Source organism: Streptomyces sp. CA-210063, assembly GCF_024612015.1.
Lineage (GTDB): Bacteria > Actinomycetota > Actinomycetes > Streptomycetales > Streptomycetaceae > Streptomyces.
In genome coordinates this window covers 2715919-2738495 of sequence record NZ_CP102512.1, presented here as the reverse complement: position 1 = coordinate 2738495, position 22577 = coordinate 2715919, and the positions used below count along the sequence as shown (strand labels likewise).

The window sequence follows — 22577 nt, the reverse complement described above, 5'->3', positions numbered from 1 at the left end:
TCCGTACTGTCACTGGTTAGGAAGGTCGTCCTGTACCGGCGCCTCCCTCAGGGGGCGAGCCAGCGGGATGCCCCTGCGGCGGGCCGAAGGGGGGATACTGCTGATGGAGAGGGTTCGTGTACGTGGGTGGCAGCGGCGCAGCGGTCGAAATCGCGCTGCGCCGACGACGGCCGCGGACAACGGGAATGGCGATCGACGTGCCCAGCAGAGCTGCGGTTGCGATGCCCAAAGCGATCCAGAGGGGCGTGTCGTCATCGTTCGATGCGGAAGCGCCGGAGGCTGACTCGTCTGCCTTTTCCCGCTGATCGCCGGACGAACCGCTAACGGACTTGGACGCCTCAGGGGATGGAGAAGCGGAAGCCGCAGCAGCGAGGTCGGGCAACGGGTACTCGTCGGCTGGCCCTGGGTCTCCGGGGTTCATGAGAGCGACACGCGGACGGACAATGCCGTAGCCGATGGCGTTGTTCCAAGTCCAGCTCTTCTCGTTGCCCTTCATCGTGTTGATCAGGACACGCAGGACCTGGTTGTTCGTCCAGGTCGGGTGCTTCGACCAGATGAGGGCGGCGGATGCGGAGGCGATGGCGGTGGCATCGCTCGTTCCGTCGGACTTGCAGATCTGTGTGCCACCAGTGCACGCGTGGACCATCTCTTCGCCCGGAGCGGCAACATCGATCTGTGGCCCCCACTGGGAAAAGGTGCTCCGCTCGACGTTTTTGTCGATCGCGGCAACAGCGACGACGCCGGGCGTCGCTGCCGGATACTGCAGGAAGTTGGATGTGTCACCGCTGTTACCAGCCCCAGCGAAGATCAGCTTTCCCTTGGTCAGGGCGTACTTGACGGCGGAGGCGAGTGCCGGAGTGCCGACGTTCTGTGCGCCCGGCGAATCAGCCCGACCCATGGAGATATTGATGATCTGCGCCTTTGATTCGGCCGCGTACCGGATCGCTTCCGTCAGCTTCCTGGAGTACTCGGCTCCTATATCGACCTTCCCGTAGTCCTCGGTGCCGTAGCGCATACGGATGGGAAGAATCTTGGCTCCTGGCGCGAGGCCGTATGAGCCACTGGCAGCTCCGCGAGCTCCGGTAGCCGCGATGAGTGCTGCGACGCCGGTTCCGTGACGATCGCGGTCCGTGTATTCATCACCCGGAAGGTCTGAGTAGTCCTTGCCTGACAGCACTTGACCCTTGAGGTCGGCTGTCGAGGCGTCGACCCCTGAGTCGATGACGGCGACCGTGATCCCACGACCCGTGCTGGTCTTCCACATCTCCTCGGCGTGCATCGCGTCGAGATGCCACTGCCGATCCCGAACCGATTCGGCATGGGCAGGCGTCGCGGCAATTCCCACCAACAGCAGGCCGAGGGCCATTGATATTGCTGAGCCATCTTGCAGCGTTCGCTTACCACGGGTGCGCATATGCCTTCCTGAGGTGTGGAAATGGGGTGAAGTCAGTCGACGACCGGCGGAAGAGAGCGCCGGTTGTTGCGCGCCCAGGTTTCCTCGTCCTCAGTGAGGTAGTCCGGTCGGTGGCCTGACCGTTGATCTCGCTGTGAGCCGGAAGGCACTGCTGAAGGTGACGCTGCTCCGTTACCTCGTGGGGTCGAATTGCGAGGTGTAGCAGTGGCATTGGGCTGATGCACCAAGCCCGACCCGCCCGGTGTGAAGGGACGCGTGCCAACGCGACCTGGCGGAACCGGACGGTTGCCCACAAGGCCTCCGGCTTCCGAGGCGAGGCGGCGGCCGCCTACGATGCCGTTCTGACCCGCAGTGCTGTTTCCGCCACCTGGGGCACCGGGTGTGATTCCGCGGGTCATGGGGGTTCGGCCCTGCACATGGTCACCGCCGATGACGGTTCCGCGCGGGATGCCGCCTGCTCGGCTGGTGGAGGGTGGGACAGGACGCCCCCCGACGATTCCGCTCTCGCGTGGCATACGTGCCGCAGGACCATTGGTGATTCCCTGCCCGGCCTGGAACGGCACACGGGTGGCTGATGGACCACGTCCAGTAACCGCGTTCTGCCCGCTCCCACCACCGTTGAGAGATGGCGGAACGATGCCCGGTTGGATATGAGGCGTCGATTCAGAGCGTGACGGAGGTCCACCGGGTGCCGGTGCAACCGGAGTGCTCGGTCCCGAAGCCTCCGGAAGTGTGACGAGGCCGTCGAGGTCCATTCCGATGGGCTCGGAGCGTTCGATACGGCGCTCACCCGACTGAGGAGGAAGGGACGACTGGCCGCTGTCGGTCCGTGACATTTGGCTGCGTTCGGGCACCGCAGAGGTGGAAGGGGAACCAAACGAGGCTGAGGTGCCTTGTGACGGGACAGAGATGTACTGCTGGTCGGTGTCAATCCAGCCTGCGCCCAGGTGGTTGCCTGGCGGCGAGTACGTAGGCGGCTCCACAGAATTAACCTGCGCAGCCGACTGCTGATAAGTCTGCGCCAGCTTCCGCATCTGCTGAGCGGCCTCATAACGAGCCGCATCGATCCGCCCCTGCGCAGCCGTCGCGTCGGACTGCGCGGTCTGGGCCAGCTTGCGGGCGTCGGGGTCGTTGCGCGCGCCCGGCTCCTTGGCCGCCGAGAGGGACTTCTGCGCGGTCCGAAGGTCCGCCTGCGCGGCGGTGGTCTCGGAGGTGTCCGGCATGACCGCCTTCGCCTCCGCGATCGCCTGGGACACGATGCCCATCCACCGGGATGCCACCTCGGCGTACTCACCGAGGTGGAGCGTGGCGCTCGCCGTCTGCCCGCCCCACTCACGGAAGGTGTCGCCGGCCTCGCCCTGCCACTCCAGGCCCTTGACGTACGTCATGAGGTCGTCGCCGATCTTGGTGATCGTCGAGGCGGCCTTGGAGAGCTTTGCGGCGAGGTCGTATGCGCCCTCGGCGTTGGCGGACTCGAGCATGGCCACGAGTTGGGCGTGGGTCATGGACTCGAAGTCGGTGTGCTGCGGCGTGGGTTGGTTCCGCTTGGGCTGCTCGCTCATCACAGGCCCTTCTCCGCGTCGGTGACCTCCGCGACCGGCTCGCCCTGCTGCTGGTCGGCCTGTCGTCGGGTATACGGATCCCGGTCGACGTCGTAGTACTTGTCGACCTCCGCATTGACCTGCCGCATCCGTGCCCGAATGTCCTCGTCCAGGTTCTCGAAGCCCACGCGCGACGCGTGCACAGCCAGCCCCACTCCCTCGATCTGCGCGCTGAGCGCCTTCGAGAGTTTCTCCAACTCGTCGTGGACGATGGCGTACGACTCGTAGAGGAACTGCGCTTCCTTGAAGTCGGCGGAGCCGAGCTGGGCGCGGGCGAGGCGGTCCTGGCCGACCTTGTCAGGGGCGGCCTCGGACTTGCCGAGCTCGATCAGCAGGTTGTCGACGCGCTTCTTGAAGTCCTTCATGGCGTCGTGCTGGATGTCCAGCGCCATCTGAGGGTTCACGCCGTACAAGCTGTCGAAGGACTTGCCGGTGTCCGGCGCGCCCTGTTCGCCGTTGCCGCCCCCGTCCGAACTCACGTCAGCCGCCTCCCCGTTCTCCCCGTTCGCCTGTGTCAGTCAAGGCTTGATTCATCAATGTTCATCACTCTAATGGCGTTGCGGAAGCAAGCCCACCTGGATAAGAGGGGTACCGCGCTTCCGTGACACGAACGTGCCACGCCCGGGTGGCATGGGACGGGCTCGGACGTTGCCGAGGATGTCGCCCTCCATCGGGTCGCCGGACAGGACCACACCCTGCGCGCCGAGCTCCTTCACCCGCTGCATGAACGACTCGTACATGGAGCGCGAGGCCCCCGCGGCGTTGCGGGCGATGATGAACTTGACGCCCACGTCACGGGCGAACGGCAGATGCTCGACGAGGGCCGACAGCGGGTTCCCGGAGTTCGTGGCGACCAGCTCGTAGTCGTCGACGATGACGAACAGCTGGGGGCCGTTCCACCAGCTGCGGTCACGCAGCTGCTGCGGGGTGATGTCGGGCTTCGGCGCGCGCATCTCCATGAACTGGCGGATGGCGTCCATGTGGACGTCCATCGCGGACGCCATGGGCGCGTACTCCAGCAAATGCTCCTCGGGGACCGTCTCCAGCATCGTGCGACGGTAGTCGCCGACGACGATCCGGGCCTCCGCGGGGGTATAGCGCTCCGTGATCTGCTTGGCGAGCAGACGCAGCAGGTTCGTCTTGCCCGACTCGCTCTCTCCGAAGACAAGGAAGAAGGGGTCCGTCTCGAAGTCGATGAAGACCGGTTCGAGGTTCGCCTCGTCGATGCCGATCGCGATGCCGTGCTGCGGGAACTCGAAGCCCTTGGGCAGTTGGTCGGCCGGCAGCTTGCGGGGCAGAAGCCGGACCGTCGGGGCTGGCGGGCCCTGCCAGTTGCCCTTCACCGCCTGCACCAACTGGACCGTGGCATCCGAGAGGCCGTCCGCGTCCGCCAAGGAGTCGATACGTGGCATCGCCGTCATGAAGTGCAGCTTCTCCGGGACCTGGCCACGGCCCGGCACGCCCGCCGGCACGTTCGCCGCGACCTTGCGGTCGAACTCGGAGTCCATGACGTCGCCGAGGCGCAGCTCCAACCGGCCCAGGATCTGGTCCTTGAGGGCGGACCGCACTTCCATGTAGCGCGATGCGGAGAGGATGACGTGGATGCCGTAGCCGAGGCCGCGGCCGGCGATGTCGTGGACGATGCCTTCGAGGCCCTCGTAGTCGCCCTTGAAGTTGCCCCAGCCGTCGATCAGGAGGAAGACGTCCCCCCAGGCCTCGCCCGGCAGATCGCCCGCCGCGCGGCGTCTGCGGTACGTGCCGATGGAGTCGATGCCGTTCGCGCGGAAGAACTGCTCGCGGCGGTTGAGGATGCCCGCCACCTCCGCGACCGTACGGCGGACCCGCTCGGGGTCCAACCTGGAAGCGACACCGCCCACATGCGGCAGGTCCGACAGGGACGACAGGCCGCCACCGCCGAAGTCCAGGCAGTAGAACTGCACCTCGTGCGGGGTGTGGGTCAGCGCGAAGGACGCGACCAGCGTGCGTAGCAGCGTGGACTTGCCGGACTGCGGGCCGCCCACCACCATCATGTGGCCCGCCGCGCCGGAGAAGTCCCGGTACAGCACCTCGCGCTTCTGCTCGAACGGTTTGTCGATCAGGCCGAGGGGCACGGTCAGGCCGCCCAGCCGCGTGTACTCGGCGGCCTGAAGTCCGCGTTCGGCGGTCGTCGTCAGCGGCGGCAGCAACTGATCCAGCGTCGGCGCCTGATCCAGCGGCGGCAGCCACACCTGGTGGGCGGGCACACCCTGCCCCTCCAGCCGCTGCACGATGACGTCGAGCACGGTATCGGCCAGTGCGTCGTCCTCCTGCCTGGACGGGGCCTGCGCCTGCGCCGGGTCCGGAGCCGCGTAGACCACCGGCACCGGCGTCGCCGTGAACAGCGCGGGCCTGCGCTCGATGGGCATCCGGTCCCGGGAGACCTCGGGGCCGCCCGCGCGGTACGTGCCCGACACGTACGCCGCCTTGAAGCGGGTCATCTCGTCCGTACCGAACTTCAGATAGCCGGAGCCGGGCACCGACGGCAGGTGGTACGCGTCCGGCACGCCCAGCGCCGCGCGCGACTCGGCGGCCGAGAACGTACGCAGACCGATCCGGTACGAGAGGTAGGTGTCCAGGCCGCGCAGACGGCCCTCCTCCAGGCGCTGTGAGGCGAGCAACAGGTGCACACCCAGGGAGCGGCCGATGCGGCCGATCTGGATGAACATGTCGATGAAGTCCGGCTTCGCCGTGAGGAGTTCGCTGAACTCGTCGATCACGAGGACGAGTGACGCCAGCGGCTCCAGCGGCGCACCGGCGGCCCGCGCCTTCTCGTAGTCGTGGATGTTCGCGTAGTTGCCCGCCGAGCGCAGTAGCTCCTGGCGGCGCTGGAGTTCGCCGCGGATCGCGTCACCCATGCGATCGACGAGGGTCAGGTCGTCGGAGAGATTGGTGATGACGGCGGCGACGTGCGGCATCTGGGACATGCCGGCGAAGGTGGCGCCGCCCTTGAAGTCAGCGAGGACGAAGTTCAGGGTCTCGGAGGAGTGGGTGACCGCCAGGCCGAGGACCAGCGTGCGCAGCAGCTCCGACTTGCCGGAACCGGTGGCGCCCACGCACAGACCGTGCGGGCCCATGCCGTCCTGCGCGGCCTCCTTGAGGTCGAGCATGACGGGCCGGCCGTCCTCGCCGACACCGATCGGCACCCGCAGGCGCTCCGGCGTCGACCGGGGCCGCCACGTGCGGGTGACGTCCACGGAGGCGGCGTCGCCGAGGCCGAGCAGATCGGTGAAGTCCAGGTTGGCGAGCAGTGGTTCGTCGTCGTCCCCGCCGCCCATGCGCAGCGGCGCGAGCTGGCGGGCGAGTGCCTCGGCGGCGGGCAGCGACAGCCTGTCGGGCGTGCCCTCGTAGGCGACTCCGGCACCTGAGTCCAGCCACAGCCGGTCCGGTCGTACGACGATGGAGAGGCCGCCCCGGGGCTGGTCGAGTTCGCCCGGGACCACCTCGATGATCGTCACGCCCTGCAGGCCCTCCGCAGCCGCGAAAACAGAGGTGGGGGGCACGATTCCACCGTCGAGGACGATCACGAGGTGCGGCTGGTCCAGCACCGGCTGGCCGTTCCGGCTGAAACGCGGGCGGCCTTCGAGCCGGGCCGACAGGAGCTGCTCCAGCTCACCGAGGTCGTCACCGAACAGCCGCCGCGTACCCGAGCCGTCGAACTGGCCGGGCAACTGGCTGTGCGGCAGCCACTTGGTCCAGTCCCAGCGGCCCACCGCGTTCGGGGCGGCGACGACGGCCACCATCAGGTCGTCGGGGGAGTGCAACGTGGCGAGCTGGGCCACCAGGGCACGCGCCGCGGCCTGCGCGCTCTCCTGCTCACCGGACACCGTCAGGTGATAGAAGGCGCGCAGCGACACCGCGACCGGCAGCCCGTCCAACTGGCCGTGCACGGCGAGGAACCGCTGCATGGCACCGGCGCACAACGGCTCCAACTCGTCCACGGGTGCCGTATTCGGAGCCACCAGAGGCGAGGCCAGCTGCTGCACGCCCAGACCGATCCGTACCTGCCCGAAATCGGCGTCCCCGACGCGGCGCTCCCACACCCGGCTGCCCTCGGCGACCACCGACCACAACTGCTCGGGGGACGGGTGCAGATACAGCTGCGCGTCGCGCTGCTTCAACGCCGTCCTGCGGACCGTACGCCGGGTCTGCGCGAGATATTTGAGGTAGTCCCGACGCACATCGGCCATTTGCCCCTGCGTACCGCGGCGGTGCCGGACGATCTGTGCGATCACCATCGCGGCCGTCGACACGAGCATCACCACACCCATGATCCGCATGAACGGATGGGCGTTCGGGGACGCGAAGTAGAACACCACCGACGAACCCATGCCGAGCGTCGGCAGGATCTGCATCAGCATGCCCTCCTGCTGCCCCCGCGGCAGCTCCGGAGGAGCCTCCAGATGCAGCTCATCGGAGGGCACTTCGGACGGCAGGGAACGTGGTGGGCGCTTGATGACGATCTGGCTCACCGGAGCATCAATCCCCCTAAGCGGACGAGCAGTTCGTACCGGCACCCCCGTGGTGACGGTCGCTCTCCGCGTGCGGGGGATCCTACTTGTCACCACTGACGGCCCCTACCGGTAGGGTGACGCCCGCAGCGTACGCATCCGCGAAGCAGGGGGTCAGTGAAGGTGAGTACGACCGCGGCTACCGGGTTCTGCCGGGTCACCGTCGTGGCACCCGACAGCCGCATCGACGTCGCCCTCCCGGTGGACATCGCCATCGCCGACGTCTACCCGGAGATCCTGCGCCTGACGGGCCAGACCCAGCCGGTCGGCACCCCGACGGGCTACCACCTCGTGCGCCGCGACGGCACCGTTCTCGAAGGCGCCCGCACGCTCGCCGACGAACGGGTGCTCGACGGCGAGGTGCTCAGCCTGCGGCCCTTCGCGGAGTCGCTGCCGCCGGCCGTCCACGACGACGTGTCCGACGCGGTCGCCTCCGCGGTCATCCGCGACCGCCACCTTTGGAGTGACGACCTGCTGCGTGTCGCCGGGCTGACCGGCGGCGCCCTGCTCCTGCTGCTCGTCGCCTTCGTGCTCTGGTACGCCGACCCGGTCCACCACGACATGCATGGCTTGCCCGGCCTTATCGGGGGCGGCCTCGGCGTACTCCTCGTCGCCTACGCGGCGGTACGCGCGCGCGTGTACGCCGACCGCGTCGCAACCGTCGCCCTCGGGCTGGCCGCGCTGCCCCTGCTCCTCCTCGCCGGCTCCGGAATCGTCGGCCCGGCGGACGGCCAGGGACCCGGCAAACTCCAGTTCATGCTGGGTTGCGTGGCCGTCCTGGTCGCCTCCGTCGCCCTCGTCGCGCTCACCCCCAGTGGGGACGCGCCCTTCGTGGCCTCCACCTTCCTCGCGGCGGTGGGCACCATCGCCACCTTCGTGGCGATCGTCGCCGACGCCTCCGCGACCGAGGCCGCCTCGGTGTGCGCCCCGGTCGCCATCGGCCTTGTCGCCTTTCTGCCGGGCCTGTCCGCCCGGTTCGCCCGCTTGCCCATCGGTTACGCCGCGCCGCGTTCCGCCACGCACGAGGACTTCGACCTGGATCCCGGGCAGGGCCCGGACACCGACCCCCTGGACGCCGAACGCATCGCCGCCCAGGCCCGACGGGGTCACGAGATGCTCCTGGGTCTCGTCGGCGGCACCTCCGCCGTGGCCGTCGCCTCCGCCGCCGTCCTCGGCTTCTCGGACAACATCTGGGGCCAACTGCTGGCCCTCGCGACGGGCCTGGCCATGCTGATCCGCGCCCGCCTCTTCCGCTACACCTCCCAGGTCGCCTGCGCCCTCGTCGCCGGACTGGGGGCGATCGCCTTCCTTCTCGTCGGCCTCGCACTCAATCCCCCGACCGAGGCCCTCACCGAGTTCGTGTTGCACGACGACCGGGGCGCGCTGGACCTCCGCACCATCTGGCTGACGGCGGCCGTCGCGGTCGGAGCCGCGCTGCTCGCCGCGATCGGCCTGATCGTTCCCCAGAAGGGCCTGTCCCCGTTCTGGGGCCGTTTCCTCGACATCGCCGAGAGCTTGGTGCTGCTCACGCTGATTCCGCTGTGCCTGGCGGTGCTGGGGGTCCTCACGACGGTCCGGTCACTCACCGGCTGAGGGAGCGGCTGGGGGGCACCCCCCAGCCTGGTACCCTGGCTGACGGCCGTTTGTGTGCGCACCCCCATCCCGGAGGCAGCCCCCACCGGCCCCCGTCACCCGAGTCACAGAAGCCCCCCTGAGACGAAGACCAGGGGCACTCGGTGGCATCAATGAGACTCATGAGGAGTATCGCGTGTCGCTCGACGCCGCTACGAAGAAGCAGATCATCAGCGAGTTCGGTACCAAGGAGGGCGACACCGGCTCCCCCGAGGTCCAGGTCGCGATGCTCTCCCGCCGCATCTCCGACCTGACCGAGCACCTCAAGACCCACAAGCACGACCACCACTCCCGCCGTGGTCTGCTGATCCTGGTCGGTCAGCGTCGCCGTCTGCTGCAGTACCTCGCCAAGAAGGACATCCAGCGCTTCCGTGCGCTGGTCGACCGCCTCGGCATCCGCCGCGGTGCGGCGGGCGCCAAGTAAGACGCCGTGAGGGGAGCGGTTCCCGGGAAATCGGGGCCGCTCCTTTTGTTGTACGCACGTCCGCGGTCTTGTCGTACGCATGTCCGCGGCCTGCCGCCCGCACCTCCGCGGCGCCCGCCGGATCTCCGTGGCCCCGCTTGCAGGGGGCGCGCGGCTCCGGCCGTACGCGGGACGTACGTGCGGAAACGTGCGGAGTGTCACCACCCCTTTGTAGTGTGGTAGCACAACGCAATATGTACGACACCGTGTGAGGGCGCCCGGACACGGGCGACCGCACGCACACCGAACGAGGAGAAGCGCACCTCGCCGCCGCCGGTCCTCGGTAGTGGCCCCCGGGGGATTGCGAACCCCGAGGGCTTCGATCGAAGACCGGCCCGCACCAGACGGCGCGCTTCTCCGCCACCGTCCCCCTGCCACACGGGCGGGCCCAGGGACGAAAGACGAAAAGTATCGGAGAATTTGCTAGTGGAGAACGAGACCCACTACGCCGAGGCCGTCATCGACAACGGCTCCTTCGGCACCCGCACCATCCGTTTCGAGACGGGCCGCCTGGCCAAGCAGGCCGCCGGCTCCGCCGTGGCGTACCTGGACGACGACACCATGGTGCTGTCGGCCACCACCGCCTCCAAGAACCCCAAGGACCAGCTCGACTTCTTCCCCCTCACGGTGGACGTCGAGGAGCGGATGTACGCCGCCGGCAAGATCCCCGGCAGCTTCTTCCGCCGTGAGGGCCGTCCCTCCGAGGACGCCATCCTCACCTGCCGCCTGATCGACCGCCCGCTGCGCCCGTCCTTCAAGAAGGGCCTGCGCAACGAGATCCAGGTCGTCGCCACGATCATGGCGCTCAACCCCGACCACCTGTACGACGTCGTGGCGATCAACGCCGCCTCCGCGTCCACGCAGCTGGCCGGTCTGCCCTTCTCCGGCCCGATCGGCGGCGTCCGCGTCGCGCTGATCAACGGCCAGTGGGTGGCCTTCCCGACGCACACCGAGCTCGAGGACGCCGTCTTCGACATGGTCGTCGCGGGCCGCACGCTCGAGGACGGCGACGTCGCGATCATGATGGTCGAGGCCGAGGCCACCGAGAAGACCATCCAGCTGGTCAAGGGCGGCGCCGAGGCGCCGACCGAGGAGGTCGTCGCCGCCGGTCTGGACGCCGCGAAGCCCTTCATCAAGGTCCTGTGCAAGGCCCAGGCCGACCTCGCGTCGAAGGCCGCCAAGCCGACCGCCGAGTTCCCGATCTTCCTCGACTACCAGGACGACGTCCTGGAGGCCCTCGCGGCCGCCGTCAAGGACGAGCTCGCCCAGGCGCTCACCATCGCCGGCAAGCAGGAGCGCGAGACGGAGCTGGACCGCGTCAAGGCGCTCGCCGCCGAGAAGCTGATCCCACAGTTCGAAGGCCGCGAGAAGGAGATCTCCGCCGCGTACCGCTCGCTCACCAAGCAGCTGGTCCGCGAGCGCGTGATCAAGGAGAAGAAGCGCATCGACGGCCGCGGCGTGACGGACATCCGTACGCTCGCCGCCGAGGTCGAGGCCATCCCGCGCGTGCACGGTTCCGCCGTGTTCGAGCGTGGCGAGACCCAGATCCTGGGTGTCACCACCCTCAACATGCTCCGCATGGAGCAGCAGCTGGACACGCTGTCGCCGGTGACGCGCAAGCGCTACATGCACAACTACAACTTCCCGCCGTACTCCACCGGTGAGACCGGCCGCGTCGGCTCCCCGAAGCGCCGCGAGATCGGCCACGGCGCCCTCGCCGAGCGCGCCCTCGTGCCGGTCCTGCCGACGCGCGAGGAGTTCCCCTACGCGATCCGCCAGGTCTCCGAGGCGCTCAGCTCGAACGGCTCGACGTCCATGGGCTCGGTCTGCGCCTCCACCATGTCGCTGCTGAACGCCGGTGTGCCGCTGAAGGCCCCGGTCGCCGGTATCGCCATGGGTCTGATCTCCCAGGAGATCGACGGCGAGACGCACTACGTCACCCTCACCGACATCCTCGGTGCGGAGGACGCCTTCGGCGACATGGACTTCAAGGTCGCCGGCACCAAGGAGTTCGTGACCGCCCTCCAGCTCGACACCAAGCTGGACGGCATCCCGGCCTCCGTCCTGGCCGCCGCGCTGAAGCAGGCCCGTGACGCCCGCCTCCACATCCTCGACGTGATGATGGAAGCGATCGACACGCCGGACGAGATGTCCCCCAACGCCCCGCGGATCATCACCGTCAAGATCCCCGTGGACAAGATCGGCGAGGTCATCGGCCCCAAGGGCAAGATGATCAACCAGATCCAGGAGGACACCGGCGCGGACATCACCATCGAGGACGACGGCACCATCTACATCGGTGCCGTCGACGGCCCGTCCGCCGAGGCCGCCCGTACGACGATCAACGGCATCGCCAACCCGACGATGCCGGAGGTCGGCGAGCGCTACCTGGGCACGGTCGTGAAGACCACCACCTTCGGTGCGTTCGTCTCCCTGCTTCCCGGCAAGGACGGTCTGCTGCACATCTCGCAGATCCGCAAGCTGGCCGGCGGCAAGCGCGTGGAGAACGTCGAGGACGTGCTCGGTGTGGGCGCCAAGGTCCAGGTCGAGATCGCCGAGATCGACTCCCGCGGCAAGCTCTCCCTCATCCCCGTGATCGAGGGCGAGACTGACGACGAGAAGAAGGACGACGCCGACAAGTGACGTCGCGTAGCTCCAAGGCGACGGCCCGCACCTCTTCGGAGGCGCGGGCCGTCGCCCGTACCCAAACCCTGATCAAGGGCATGAACGGCATCGGTACGGTCCGCAAGACCACCCTCCCGGGTGGACTGCGTATCGTCACCGAGACCCTGCCGTCCGTGCGCTCCGCCACCTTCGGCATCTGGGCGCACGTCGGCTCCCGCGACGAGACACCCACGCTGAACGGCGCCACCCACTACCTGGAGCACCTGCTCTTCAAGGGCACCTCACGCCGTAGCGCGCTGGACATCTCCTCCGCGATCGACGCGGTCGGCGGCGAGATGAACGCGTTCACGGCGAAGGAGTACACGTGCTACTACGCACGCGTGCTCGACGCCGACCTGCCGCTCGCCATCGACACGGTCTGCGACATGCTCACCGACTCGCTCATCCGCGAGGAGGACGTGGACGTCGAGCGCGGCGCCATCCTCGAAGAGATCGCGATGACCGAGGACGACCCGGGCGACTGTGTGCACGACCTGTTCGCGCACACCATGTTCGGCGACACCCCCCTCGGCCGCCCGGTCCTCGGCACGGTCGACACGGTCAACGCCCTCACCGCCGACCGCATCCGCCGCTTCTACAAGAAGCACTACGACCCGACCCACCTCGTGGTCGCCTGCGCCGGCAACATCGACCACAACAAGGTCGTACGACTGGTCCGCGCGGCCTTCGAGAAGGCGGACGCCCTCACCCGCGCCGACGCCACCCCGATCGCCCCGCGCGAGGGCCGTCGCAGCCTCCGTACGGCCGGCCGCGTCGAGCTCGTCGGACGCAAGACCGAGCAGGCGCATATCGTCCTCGGCATGCCCGGCCTCGCCCGCACCGACGAGCGCCGCTGGGCCCTCGGCGTCCTCAACACCGCGCTCGGCGGCGGCATGTCCTCCCGCCTCTTCCAGGAGGTCCGGGAGAAGCGGGGCCTGGCGTACAGCGTGTACTCGTACACGTCCGGCTTCGCCGACTGCGGTCTCTTCGGCGTCTACGCAGGCTGCCGCCCGTCCCAGGTGCACGACGTGCTGAAGATCTGCCGTGACGAACTCGACCAGGTCGCCGAGCACGGGCTGCCGGACGACGAGATCGAGCGCGCCATCGGCCAGCTCCGCGGCTCCACGGTCCTCGGCCTGGAGGACACCGGCGCGATCATGAACCGCATCGGCAAGAGCGAGCTGTGCTGGGGCGAGCAGATGTCCGTCGACGAGATGCTGACCCGGATAGCCATGGTGACCCCGGACGAGATCCGCGCCGTGGCCCGCGAGGTCCTGGGCCGGCGCCCCTCCTTGTCGGTGATCGGCCCGCTCAAGGACAAACAGGCGTCCCGTCTGCACGAAGCCGTCGCCTAACACCCCAGTTAAGGAACCAAGCAATGAGCAAGCTGCGCGTGGCGGTCCTCGGTGCCCAGGGCCGCATCGGCTCCGAGGCCGTACGGGCCGTCGAGGCCGCCGAGGACATGGAACTGGTCGCCGCCCTGGGCCGGGGCGACAAGCTGGAGACGCTGGCGGAGACCGGCGCCCAGGTCGCCGTCGAACTGACCACCCCCGCCTCGGTCATGGGCAACCTCGACTTCTGTGTCCGCCACGGCATCCACGCGGTCGTCGGCACCACGGGCTGGACCGACGAACGCCTCGCGCAGCTCAAGGGCTGGCTGGACGGGTCCCCGGAGACCGGTGTGCTGATCGCGCCCAACTTCTCCATCGGGGCCGTCCTGACCATGAAGTTCGCGCAGATCGCGGCACCCTACTTCGAGTCCGTCGAGGTCGTCGAGCTGCACCACCCGAACAAGGTCGACGCGCCCAGCGGCACCGCCACCCGCACCGCCCAGCTCATCGCCGAGGCCCGCCGCGCGGCCGGTACCGCCCCGGCGCCGGACGCCACGGTCACGGCCCTGGACGGCGCGCGGGGCGCCGACGTCGACGGCGTGCCCGTCCACGCCGTACGCCTGCGCGGCCTCCTCGCCCACCAGGAGGTCCTGCTCGGCGGCGAGGGCGAGACCTTGACCGTCCGCCACGACTCCCTCCACCACAGCAGCTTCATGCCGGGCATCCTGCTCGGCGCCCGCCGTGTGGTGACGGCCCCAGGCCTCACCTTCGGCCTCGAACACTTCCTCGACCTGGGCTGATCGGCCGGAAACGTCATGCGCGTGAAGCTCACCTACGCCGTCACGGCAGCCGTCCTGGTCGTCTACTTCGTCCTGGTCGGCAGCCGCGGGCTCCTGCTCATAGAGACCGGCACACCGGTCACGATCGCCTTCGGCGTCGCCGTGCTCGTCCTGCCGGCGATCGGCGTCTGGTTCCTGTGGAAGAACACCCAGTTCGTCCGCAAGGCCAACCAGCTCGCCGCCGAACTCGACGCCGAAGGAGGCCTCCCCGTCGACGAGTTGAAGCGCACCCCGGGCGGCCGCATCGACCGCGACTCGGCCGACGAGGTCTTCGCGCGGCGCAAGGCGGAGACCGAGGATGCTCCCGACGACTGGCGCAGCTGGTTCCGCCTGGCCATCGCCTACCACGACGCCCGCGACACCCCACGGGCCCGCAAGGCCATGCAGCGCGCGATCGCCCTCCACGAAGGCAAGCCGGCGCAGACCGCCTGATCTCTTCTTTCCCGCATACGGGTGAGGGGCCGATCCGTATCGCGGACCGGCCCCTCACCCGTATGTTCGACTACGCGGCGCGGCCGTACTCCGCCGCCCACGCCTCGATCGTGTCCGCCGCCCGGTCGAAGGCCTCCGTACGCGCCAGGAAGTCGGCGTTGTGCGTGGTCATCAGCGGCGTCACGTACTCCTGCACACGGTCCGCGCGGACGAGGAGCAGCGCTTGCCCCTGCACGGACCGCGGCAGCCCGAGCCACCGCACCGGCTGCTGCACGGTACGCACCGAGACGCTCGGCTCCCAGGACGCCGTACGCGTTCTGAAGAAGCCCACCTGACGCACCCCCCGCGCGCTCACCCAGATGCCGACCCGCAGCAGCCGCAGGGCGCAGCCGATGACCAGCAGCGCGGCGCCGAAGCAGATCGCGCCCGCCTGCAGGGTCCCGGCCATGGCGATGACGACCGCCGCGACCAGCACGTACGAGGCGAGCAGCAGCAGGAGCGCGGCCGCGCCGACGCGCCACGGGCCGGGCCGGTAGGGGCGCCGCCAGCGGTCGCGGTCGTCGAACGGCAGCGCTTCGTCCACCGCCTGGTCGAAGGCGCGGTCGGCGGTCAGGAAGGGCAGGGGCACGGCTGATCCTCACTCAATCCACGCACGGGTTTCGCCGGGTGAGGCTACCTAGCCGGATGCCCGCTCACCAGCCTCGGGGGGCCAACGGGGGCGCAAAGGGGTGTAACTCGGGCTATCCGGCCCCCTGTCGGTGCCGGGCCGTAGAGTGGGCGCCGCCCGAGAGCAGCAATGGGAAGGACCCTCCGAGCCGTGACCGACACCCCCGCCGACGACCTCAAACCCAGTTTCCGCAGCGATGTCAGCGTCGAGTTGGTGAAGCACAGCGCGGCCGACTCGGACGTGCTGTGGGCCGCCCGCGTCTCCACCGCCGGCGAGCAGTCCCTGGACGAGCTGCAGAAGGATCCCGAGCGCTCCAAGGGCCTGATCAACTACCTGATGCGGGACCGGCACGGCAGCCCCTTCGAGCACAACTCGATGACCTTCTTCATCAGCGCCCCGATCTTCGTCTTCCGCGAGTTCATGCGCCACCGCGTCGGCTGGTGCATCGCCGGTGACACCGAGATCACCCTGGAGAGCGAGGCCGGGAATCTCCGTCGACGCACCATCGCCGAGCTGTACGAGCTCTGGCACCTCGGCGTCGAGGATCGGCTTCCGCATTCCGCCGGTGGCGTGACCTGGCACAGCCGGGCCGGGAAGTGGATGGCCCAGGTCCGGCGCGATGAGGAGAACCACTACCTCGGCCTGTACGAGAGCCGTGAGGCAGCCGAGTCGGCCGTGGCGGAGTTCCGGGAACGGCACCCCGGCACCCGCCTCCGGAAGCTCGAATCGGTGCGTCGCGACCACGTGCGCTGCTACGACGAAGAGACACTGCTCGCCCAGCGGGCCAGGATCGTCGACGTCATCCGGTCCGGGGTGAAATCACTCATCAGGATCACCACGGAATCCGGGAAGACCCTCCGCTGCACGGTGGATCACGCGGTGTTCACGCCCGAGGGTTGGTGCAAGGCCGGGGAACTGGCCGTCGGGGATGCCGTCATGGCGGCGGGGACCGCCCCTCGCCCGTCGGAGGCACTGATCCCGCCGAGCCTGCGGCGAGGCATCGGCGTGTGGACCTCCACGCAGCGCGATCGGCTGATCAAGGAGCTCGACACCTGCCACCTCTGTGGCCAGGACTTCCCCCGCGCCGAACTCGCCCTGGACCACGTGGTTCCGGTGGCGGGTGACCTCACCCGGGCCCTCGACGAGAAGAACCTCGCACCCGCGTGCGCGTCCTGCCATGCGATCAAGAGCGCCGGCGAGCAGGCCCTGGCCCAGCGCGGCGGCGAGATCGCCAATGCCGTTCCCGACCGGATCGTCGCCATCGAGCAGGACGGCGAGGAGATGACGTACGACCTCTCGGTGGAGGGGCCCTGGCACAACTTCCTTGCCAACGGGATCGTCGTACACAACTCGTACAACGAGGAGTCGGGTCGCTACCGGGAACTCCAGCCCCACTTCTACGTCCCCGACGAGGCCCGCAAGCTCGTCCAGGAGGGCCGTCCCGGCAAGTACGTCTTCGTCGAGGGCACCCAGGCCCAGCAGGAGCTGGTCGGCCGTGTCATGGAGGACTCGTACGTCCACGCGTACGAGGCGTACCAGGAGATGCTCGCCGCCGGTGTCGCCCGCGAGGTCGCCCGTGCGGTCCTCCCGGTCGGCCTCTTCTCCTCGATGTACGCCACCTGCAACGCCCGCTCGCTGATGCACTTCCTCGGCCTGCGCACCCAGCACGAGCTCGCCAAGGTCCCGTCCTTCCCGCAGCGGGAGATCGAGATGGTCGGCGAGAAGATGGAGGCGGAGTGGGCGCGGCTCATGCCGCTCACGCACGCCGCGTTCAATGCGAACGGCCGGGTCGCGCCCTAGCGGGCCGCCGACATCCGGCCAGGCACAGATGTACGGGTCAGCCGAGCGAAGTGTCCGTATTGCGGCCTTTCGAGAAGTTCATCTAGCCTGATCAAACGGACCCGGCACTGCTTGAACCCCCGAGCAGGCAGTGCCGGGCTCCGCATTTGTCCTGACTTTTCCCGCCCCCCGAGGGCAGACCGTGCCCTGAGCAGCGAGTAGCGTGTTACCCATGGCTCCGACCTCGACTCCGCAGACCCCCTTCGGGCGGGTCCTCACCGCCATGGTCACGCCCTTCACGGCGGACGGCGCACTCGACCTCGACGGCGCGCAGCGGCTCGCCACCCACCTGGTGGACGCAGGCAACGACGGCCTGGTCATCAACGGCACCACCGGCGAGTCCCCCACCACCAGTGACGCGGAGAAATCGGACCTGGTACGAGCCGTCCTCGAGGCCGTCGGCGACCGCGCGCACATCATCGCCGGCGTCGGCACGAACGACACCCACCACAGCACCGAGCTCGCCCGCGCCGCCGAGAAGGTCGGCGCCCACGGTCTCCTCGTCGTCACGCCGTACTACAACAAGCCCCCGCAGGAGGGCCTGTACCGCCACTTCAAGGCGATCGCCGACGCCGCCGAGCTGCCGGTCATGCTCTACGACATCCCCGGCCGCAGCGGCGTCCCGATCGACACCGAGACGATCGTCCGGCTCGCCGAGCACCCGCGCATCGTCGCCAACAAGGACGCCAAGGGCGACCTCGGCCGCGCCAGCTGGGCCATCGCCCGTTCGGGCCTCGCCTGGTACTCCGGCGACGACATGCTGAACCTGCCGCTGCTCTCCGTGGGCGCGGTCGGCTTCGTCTCGGTCGTCGGCCATGTCGTCACCCCCGAGCTGCGCGCTCTCGTCGAGGCGTACGTCTCCGGCGACGTCCAGAAGGCCACCGAGATCCACCAGAAGCTGCTCCCGGTCTTCACCGGCATGTTCCGCACCCAGGGCGTGATGACCACCAAGGCGGCGCTCGCCCTCCAGGGCCTGCCCGCCGGACCGCTGCGCGCCCCCATGGTGGAGCTTTCGCCCGAGGAGACGGCCCAGCTCAAGATCGATCTTGGTGCGGGCGGGGTACAGCTCTAACACCGGACTTCGCGCAACGCGACAACCAGACTTCACAACTGAATAAGGCAGGACGAAAGCGCCTGCGTCCACATCCACAACTGCTTTTGCACGAACGTCATGCGCGCCACGTGCCACAGAGGTACGTGGCGCGCGTGGTGAGGAGAGTCTTTTGAGTCATCCGCATCCTGAACTCGGCCCGCCGCCGCCGCTTCCCGAAGGTGGCCTACGGGTCACCCCACTGGGCGGCCTAGGTGAGATCGGCCGGAACATGACCGTCTTCGAGTACGGCGGCCGTCTGCTGATCGTCGACTGCGGGGTGCTCTTCCCCGAGGAGGAGCAGCCCGGAATCGACCTGATCCTGCCGGACTTCTCGTCCGTCAGGGAACGCCTCGACGACATCGAGGGCATCGTCCTCACGCACGGCCACGAGGACCACATCGGCGCGGTCCCGTATCTGCTGCGCGAGAAGCCCGACATCCCGCTGATCGGCTCCAAGCTCACCCTCGCCCTCATCGAGGCGAAGCTCCAGGAGCACCGCATCCGCCCGTACACCCTTGAGGTGACCGAGGGGAACCGCGAACGCATCGGCCCCTTCGACTGCGAGTTCGTCGCGGTCAACCACTCCATCCCCGACGCCCTCGCCGTGGCCATCCGCACCCCCGCGGGCATGGTGGTCCACACGGGCGACTTCAAGATGGACCAGCTCCCGCTGGACAACCGCCTGACGGATCTGCACGCGTTCGCACGGTTGAGCGAAGAGGGGATCGACCTCCTTCTCTCCGACTCCACGAACGCCGAGGTTCCAGGGTTCGTCCCGCCCGAGCGTGACATCTCCAACGTCCTGCGTCAGGTCTTCGCGGGTGCCCGGAAGCGGATCATCGTGGCCAGCTTCGCCAGCCACATCCACCGCATCCAGCAGATCCTCGACGCGGCCCACGAGTACGGCCGCCGGGTCGCCTTCGTCGGCCGGTCGATGGTCCGGAACATGGGCATCGCCCGTGACCTGGGCTATCTGAAGGTCCCGCCGGGCCTGGTGGTCGACGTCAAGACGCTCGACGACCTGCCGGACCACGAGATCGTCCTCGTGTGCACCGGATCGCAGGGCGAGCCGATGGCGGCCCTGTCCCGCATGGCCAACCGGGACCACCAGATCCGCATCGTCCAGGGCGACACGGTGATCCTGGCCTCGTCCCTGATCCCCGGCAACGAGAACGCGGTCTACCGCGTCATCAACGGTCTGACCCGCTGGGGCGCCAACGTCATCCACAAGGGCAACGCCAAGGTCCATGTCTCCGGACACGCCTCGGCCGGCGAGCTGCTGTACTTCTACAACATCTGCCGTCCGAAGAACCTGATGCCGGTGCACGGCGAATGGCGCCACCTACGCGCCAACGCCGAGCTGGGCGCCCTGACGGGCGTACCGCACGACCGCATCGTCATCGCCGAGGACGGTGTCGTGGTCGACCTCATCGAGGGCAAGGCCAAGATCTCCGGCAAGGTCCAGGCCGGTTACGTGTACGTCGACGGCCTCTCGGTCGGCGATGTCGGCGAGCCAGCCCTCAAGGACCGGAAGATCCTGGGCGACGAGGGCATCATCTCGGTCTTCGTCGTCATGGACGCCTCCACCGGCAAGATCACCGGCGGCCCGCACATCCAGGCCCGCGGCTCGGGTATCGACGACTCCGCCTTCACCGTGGTCCTCCCGCGGATCACCGAAGTCCTGGAGCGTTCGGCACAGGACGGGGTCGTAGAGCCCCACCAGATGCAACAGCTCATCCGCCGCACCCTGGGCAAGTGGGTCTCCGACACCTACCGGCGCAGGCCGATGATCCTGCCTGTGGTGGTTGAGGTCTGACCCTCCGTCAGCGCCCGCCTGGAGCGGGGCTCCTCGATTTGCATCGGGGCGCCCCGCTCCAGTACGTTTACGGCTCCGCCCAGGGGGGAACCCGACGCAACTGTGCGTCAGGAGCCACCCGGACCGGGCGGAAATTCCGACTCAGAACCTCTGATAAAGTCGGAAGCGCCGGAAAGGGAAACGCGGAAGCGGAAACCTGGAAAGCACCGAGGAAATCGGATCGGAAAACGATCTGATAGAGTCGGAAACGCAAGACCGAAGGGAAGCGCCCGGAGGAAAGCTCGAGAAGTTGCTCGGGTGAGTACAAAGGAAGCGTCCGTTCCTTGAGAACTCAACAGCGTGCCAAAAATCAACGCCAGATATGTTGATACCCCGTTCCCGGCCATGTGGTTGGGGCGAGGTTCCTTTGAAAAAACACAGCGAGGACGCTGTGAACGGCCGGGCTTATTCCGCCTGGTTGTTCCGCTCTCGTGATGTGTGCACCCGATTACGGGTAAACATTCACGGAGAGTTTGATCCTGGCTCAGGACGAACGCTGGCGGCGTGCTTAACACATGCAAGTCGAACGATGAACCACTTCGGTGGGGATTAGTGGCGAACGGGTGAGTAACACGTGGGCAATCTGCCCTTCACTCTGGGACAAGCCCTGGAAACGGGGTCTAATACCGGATACAACCACCGGCCGCATGGCCTGGTGGTGGAAAGCTCCGGCGGTGAAGGATGAGCCCGCGGCCTATCAGCTTGTTGGTGAGGTAACGGCTCACCAAGGCGACGACGGGTAGCCGGCCTGAGAGGGCGACCGGCCACACTGGGACTGAGACACGGCCCAGACTCCTACGGGAGGCAGCAGTGGGGAATATTGCACAATGGGCGAAAGCCTGATGCAGCGACGCCGCGTGAGGGATGACGGCCTTCGGGTTGTAAACCTCTTTCAGCAGGGAAGAAGCGAAAGTGACGGTACCTGCAGAAGAAGCGCCGGCTAACTACGTGCCAGCAGCCGCGGTAATACGTAGGGCGCGAGCGTTGTCCGGAATTATTGGGCGTAAAGAGCTCGTAGGCGGTCTGTCGCGTCGGATGTGAAAGCCCGGGGCTTAACCCCGGGTCTGCATTCGATACGGGCAGACTAGAGTGTGGTAGGGGAGATCGGAATTCCTGGTGTAGCGGTGAAATGCGCAGATATCAGGAGGAACACCGGTGGCGAAGGCGGATCTCTGGGCCATTACTGACGCTGAGGAGCGAAAGCGTGGGGAGCGAACAGGATTAGATACCCTGGTAGTCCACGCCGTAAACGGTGGGAACTAGGTGTTGGCGACATTCCACGTCGTCGGTGCCGCAGCTAACGCATTAAGTTCCCCGCCTGGGGAGTACGGCCGCAAGGCTAAAACTCAAAGGAATTGACGGGGGCCCGCACAAGCAGCGGAGCATGTGGCTTAATTCGACGCAACGCGAAGAACCTTACCAAGGCTTGACATACACCGGAAACGGCCAGAGATGGTCGCCCCCTTGTGGTCGGTGTACAGGTGGTGCATGGCTGTCGTCAGCTCGTGTCGTGAGATGTTGGGTTAAGTCCCGCAACGAGCGCAACCCTTGTTCTGTGTTGCCAGCATGCCTTTCGGGGTGATGGGGACTCACAGGAGACTGCCGGGGTCAACTCGGAGGAAGGTGGGGACGACGTCAAGTCATCATGCCCCTTATGTCTTGGGCTGCACACGTGCTACAATGGCAGGTACAATGAGCTGCGAAGCCGTGAGGCGGAGCGAATCTCAAAAAGCCTGTCTCAGTTCGGATTGGGGTCTGCAACTCGACCCCATGAAGTCGGAGTTGCTAGTAATCGCAGATCAGCAGTGCTGCGGTGAATACGTTCCCGGGCCTTGTACACACCGCCCGTCACGTCACGAAAGTCGGTAACACCCGAAGCCGGTGGCCCAACCCGTAAGGGAGGGAGCTGTCGAAGGTGGGACTGGCGATTGGGACGAAGTCGTAACAAGGTAGCCGTACCGGAAGGTGCGGCTGGATCACCTCCTTTCTAAGGAGCATCTAGGCCGTCGAGCTTGCTCGGTGGTCCAGGGCCACAACGCAGGCGAATGTTCTGCGGTGGTTGCTCAAGGGTGGAACGTTGATTATTCGGCACACTCGGTCTTCTCGGGTTCGTTAGTACTGCTTCGGCGTGGAACACGGATGAGAGAGGCGAGGGTGTCGGGCACGCTGTTGGGTGTCTGAGGGTATGGCCGTGTGGCTG

13 protein-coding genes, 1 rRNA gene and 3 pseudogenes are annotated in these 22577 nt (G+C 67.7%); 12 read left to right on the top strand and 5 right to left on the bottom strand.

Going from position 1 to position 22577, the window contains the following annotated elements:
* Positions 1-16 precede the first annotated feature (16 nt).
* From mycP to eccCa, 4 genes are all read right to left on the bottom strand, one after another.
* Entirely contained in the window at positions 17-1414 is a 1398-nt protein-coding gene (gene mycP / locus JIX56_RS11685; RefSeq protein ID WP_443031802.1) for a type VII secretion-associated serine protease mycosin, read from the bottom strand.
* Positions 1415-1446: 32 nt separating this feature from the next.
* Positions 1447-2976 carry a hypothetical protein gene (locus JIX56_RS11680; protein WP_257539919.1) on the bottom strand — a complete coding sequence of 510 codons (1530 nt, stop codon included), beginning with the start codon at positions 2974-2976 and terminating at the stop codon, positions 1447-1449.
* A complete protein-coding gene (locus tag JIX56_RS11675) occupies positions 2976-3494 on the bottom strand; it encodes a hypothetical protein (protein WP_257539917.1) in 519 nt (172 codons plus the stop codon). The genes JIX56_RS11680 and JIX56_RS11675 overlap by 1 nt, the downstream gene beginning before the upstream one ends.
* A 69-nt stretch (positions 3495-3563) precedes the next feature.
* A complete protein-coding gene (gene eccCa, locus JIX56_RS11670) occupies positions 3564-7523 on the bottom strand; it encodes a type VII secretion protein EccCa (protein WP_257539915.1) in 3960 nt (1319 codons plus the stop codon).
* A 162-nt stretch (positions 7524-7685) separates the two neighbouring features.
* On the opposite strand from eccCa, the gene eccD reads away from it, so the two are divergent.
* The 6 genes from eccD to JIX56_RS11640 all read left to right on the top strand — a co-directional run bounded on the left by eccD (position 7686) and on the right by JIX56_RS11640 (position 14923).
* Positions 7686-9155 carry a type VII secretion integral membrane protein EccD gene (eccD, locus tag JIX56_RS11665; RefSeq protein WP_257539913.1) on the top strand — a complete coding sequence of 490 codons (1470 nt, stop codon included), beginning with the start codon at positions 7686-7688 and terminating at the stop codon, positions 9153-9155.
* Between the two features lie 175 nt (positions 9156-9330).
* Positions 9331-9618, top strand: coding sequence for a 30S ribosomal protein S15 (gene rpsO / locus JIX56_RS11660; protein WP_030041128.1), 288 nt, complete (start codon positions 9331-9333; stop codon positions 9616-9618).
* A gap of 465 nt (positions 9619-10083) precedes the next feature.
* Entirely contained in the window at positions 10084-12300 is a 2217-nt protein-coding gene (locus JIX56_RS11655) for a polyribonucleotide nucleotidyltransferase (RefSeq protein ID WP_257539911.1), read from the top strand.
* The gene (locus tag JIX56_RS11650) at positions 12297-13676 is read left to right on the top strand and encodes a M16 family metallopeptidase (RefSeq protein ID WP_257539909.1); all 1380 of its coding nucleotides are present in this window, start codon (positions 12297-12299) and stop codon (positions 13674-13676) included. The genes JIX56_RS11655 and JIX56_RS11650 overlap by 4 nt, the downstream gene beginning before the upstream one ends.
* A 23-nt stretch (positions 13677-13699) precedes the next feature.
* Positions 13700-14452 (top strand): 4-hydroxy-tetrahydrodipicolinate reductase, encoded by a 753-nt coding sequence (dapB, locus tag JIX56_RS11645; protein ID WP_257539907.1) that lies wholly within the window; start codon positions 13700-13702, stop codon positions 14450-14452.
* A gap of 15 nt (positions 14453-14467) precedes the next feature.
* On the top strand, positions 14468-14923 hold the full coding sequence (locus tag JIX56_RS11640; RefSeq protein WP_257539905.1) for a hypothetical protein: 456 nt from the start codon (positions 14468-14470) through the stop codon (positions 14921-14923).
* Between the two features lie 70 nt (positions 14924-14993).
* On the opposite strand, the gene JIX56_RS11635 is transcribed toward JIX56_RS11640, so the two are convergent.
* Positions 14994-15551: a hypothetical protein gene (locus JIX56_RS11635; RefSeq protein ID WP_257539903.1), complete on the bottom strand. Its 558-nt coding sequence runs from the start codon at positions 15549-15551 to the stop codon at positions 14994-14996.
* Positions 15552-15740: 189 nt separating this feature from the next.
* Here JIX56_RS11635 and JIX56_RS47980 point away from each other — a divergent pair.
* From JIX56_RS47980 to JIX56_RS11610, 6 genes and pseudogenes are all read left to right on the top strand, one after another.
* Positions 15741-16031 (top strand): annotated as a pseudogene (locus JIX56_RS47980) (FAD-dependent thymidylate synthase); the annotation flags it as partial.
* A pseudogene (locus JIX56_RS11630) lies at positions 16011-16937 on the top strand (HNH endonuclease); the annotation flags it as partial. The pseudogenes JIX56_RS47980 and JIX56_RS11630, both read left to right, overlap by 21 nt.
* A gap of 3 nt (positions 16938-16940) precedes the next feature.
* Positions 16941-17390, top strand: a pseudogene (thyX, locus tag JIX56_RS11625) (FAD-dependent thymidylate synthase); the annotation flags it as partial.
* 211 nt (positions 17391-17601) lie between these two features.
* Positions 17602-18501, top strand: coding sequence for a 4-hydroxy-tetrahydrodipicolinate synthase (dapA, locus tag JIX56_RS11620; protein WP_257539901.1), 900 nt, complete (start codon positions 17602-17604; stop codon positions 18499-18501).
* A 151-nt stretch (positions 18502-18652) separates the two neighbouring features.
* Positions 18653-20338: a ribonuclease J gene (locus tag JIX56_RS11615; protein ID WP_257539899.1), complete on the top strand. Its 1686-nt coding sequence runs from the start codon at positions 18653-18655 to the stop codon at positions 20336-20338.
* A 500-nt stretch (positions 20339-20838) separates the two neighbouring features.
* Positions 20839-22364, top strand: a 16S ribosomal RNA gene (locus JIX56_RS11610).
* The last annotated feature ends 213 nt before the right edge of the window (positions 22365-22577 follow it).

Excerpts from the sequence above, each read along its gene's own strand:
- JIX56_RS11640 (WP_257539905.1), top strand. The coding sequence starts at position 14,468 with ATGCGCGTGAAGCTCACCTACGCCGTCACGGCAGCCGTCCTGGTCGTC.
- mycP (WP_443031802.1), bottom strand. The coding sequence starts at position 1,414 with ATGCGCACCCGTGGTAAGCGAACGCTGCAAGATGGCTCAGCAATATCA.
- dapB (WP_257539907.1), top strand. The coding sequence starts at position 13,700 with ATGAGCAAGCTGCGCGTGGCGGTCCTCGGTGCCCAGGGCCGCATCGGC.
- dapA (WP_257539901.1), top strand. The coding sequence starts at position 17,602 with ATGGCTCCGACCTCGACTCCGCAGACCCCCTTCGGGCGGGTCCTCACC.
- JIX56_RS11680 (WP_257539919.1), bottom strand. The coding sequence starts at position 2,976 with ATGAGCGAGCAGCCCAAGCGGAACCAACCCACGCCGCAGCACACCGAC.